Consider the following 1,311-nt stretch of genomic DNA (forward strand, 5'->3'; position numbering starts at 1 on the left):
CAGTGATTAGTAACCTTACATCTAGATTTGTTGGCTATTCAACCATTGAGCTCAAAAACAGATTCACAATGCAATTCTTACAAGTTCCTGACTGAGAAGACGCAGATATGAGAAGGCACTACATGTGCCTGAAGACTGTCTCGCCAGTTGTCAACCCGAAGACTACTTTAGGCCATGAAGCTGTGTCAAGGGACGACACCGTCGAGGAGGGGGGGAATGTTAGAAGCAAGCTAACATGGACACTATTTTTCAGAGTTCTCTATGTAAAAAAATTATTATTTTGATAAATTGGGAATATTGTAACTCCTATTTTCTTGGTAAACTTTGTAACTAATGAGCCGGGGCTACAAGCTTCCAAATTGTATCAGCCAGTCAATTCCCAGCTTTGGTAGAACTCCATATTATTAGTTTTGACAACTCAAAAACCTTGGCTAAATGACCTTTGTATCTCCTTTGTTGACTTTGTTGAGCTCTAGGTCTTGTTGAGCTCTTGAGATCTTCATGTAGGTCTGGTGTAGCTGCGATTGACTTGTGGTTGACTGGTAGCCAAATCTTTGTATAACCTGTGTAGAATCCTTGTCTAAGAGGAAGATTCTTTGAGATCCATCCTGGTTCTGTATGCTCTTGTGAGTCGTGGTAGACTTTAGCATCTTTCAATGTGGTTCTATTGTATACCTACTTCTTAGGTATCCTAGGATATTGTCGAGGTTGATACCTTGTGGGCCTTCTTTCTTGGGAGGGTGAAGTTTTGAAATCGTGTCTTACTTGAAGAAGCTGATCCATGAGGGTTCTTTGATGTAGAGGCATATGCTGTCACACCTTCTTTGCTAATCGGTGGAAGTTCCACTTTAGCTTTACCTTTGTCTGCAAGATTTTTCTTTGATTCTTGTGACTCCTGCAACTCTAAATCTAGCATTAACGGTACCTGTAACTGTTGTTGGCTACCTCTTGGAAAAGAGAGTATTAGCATTTTATCTTCTTTGTAGGCCTTGTGTTGGTCTAACCACTGATGTCCAAGGATGACATCTGCAAGCATTTCCTTTGAAGGCTTCACCTGAAACTTTACCTGCTCTTCACGATTTTGGATGCTAAGGGTAGCAACCATTTCTTTTTTACTTGTACCCTTACCCATGATTCTCTATTACCTGGATTTCCCTGAGTAATCTCTAGAATGCTTTGGATGTTTTCTACAACCATAATGTACTTTGCTTCTTTATCCAACAGTGCATTTCATATGACACTTGCTCCTTTTGTACTGCTAAGAACTATAGCTATCCTCATCGTTGATTCTATTGAAGATCTTTGTTCTGA

General features: G+C 40.0%; 1 protein-coding gene. It reads right to left on the minus strand.

Annotation, left to right across the window (positions count from 1 at the left end; genetic code table 11):
* Positions 1–691 precede the first annotated feature (691 nt).
* Positions 692–1,132 carry a hypothetical protein gene (locus DD606_RS25230; protein WP_129259466.1) on the minus strand — a complete coding sequence of 147 codons (441 nt, stop codon included), beginning with the start codon at positions 1,130–1,132 and terminating at the stop codon, positions 692–694.
* Between the last annotated feature and the right edge of the window lie 179 nt (positions 1,133–1,311).

This window comes from Enterobacter cloacae complex sp. GF14B (genome assembly GCF_004136805.1).
Taxonomy (GTDB): Bacteria; Pseudomonadota; Gammaproteobacteria; order Enterobacterales; family Enterobacteriaceae; genus Enterobacter; species Enterobacter hormaechei_C.